Source organism: Bacillus sp. LR--39 (genome assembly GCF_053613335.1).
Genome location: NZ_JBSIOT010000984.1, coordinates 1 through 668 on the forward strand (window position 1 = coordinate 1; position 668 = coordinate 668).

Annotated in this window: 1 pseudogene; it reads left to right on the plus strand. The window is 46.0% G+C overall.

Annotated features, from left to right (window positions below):
* The first annotated feature begins 147 nt into the window (after positions 1 to 147).
* Positions 148 to 620: pseudogene (locus ACWHAR_RS27915) on the plus strand (DUF3231 family protein).
* Positions 621 to 668: the final 48 nt, after the last annotated feature.

The window sequence follows — 668 nt, forward strand, 5'->3', positions numbered from 1 at the left end:
TTGTCTTTTTTGTTTTGTTTCATTTCATAAATCTTTTTCGCTGAAACATAAATGTTCCTCCGCTTGGGCACGTTATGAAATGTGCAATATTGAATATGGGAGGAGGATGAACATGGGTATTTAAGCGGGAATCCGCAGGATGAACCGATGCATTACAGTGAGGTATTCGGCTTGTAGATGTGATGGCGGGCAATAAAATGGTCGGCAATTACCAAATGCTATTGAATCATGTCGGTGATGACGACCTGAAGAAGCTGCTTCGTGAGTCTATTGAGAAATGCCAAGATGAAATCAAACAGGTCAGCACGATCCTGAAAGAAAACGGGGTGGCGCTGCCGCCGGCTTCTCCTGAACCGCCGACAGCAGATCTTAACGATATTCCGCCTGGCGCACGGTTTCTCGATCCGGATGTTGCGGCCTCCGCGGCAGCACAAAATGCTGCAGGTCTTGTGACATGCAGCAAAATGATGGGGCAATCGATTCGTGAGGATATTGCCATGATGTTTGGGCAATTTCATATGTCGAAAGTGGCAACCGGCGCAAAATACTTAAGGCTGCTAAAAAACAAAGGCTGGCTCATCCCGCCGCCGCTTCATCTTCAAAAACATCACGAAGTTTAATGGCAAAGGCATATACAGCTGTAAATGCCTTGATTTTATGAAGATGAC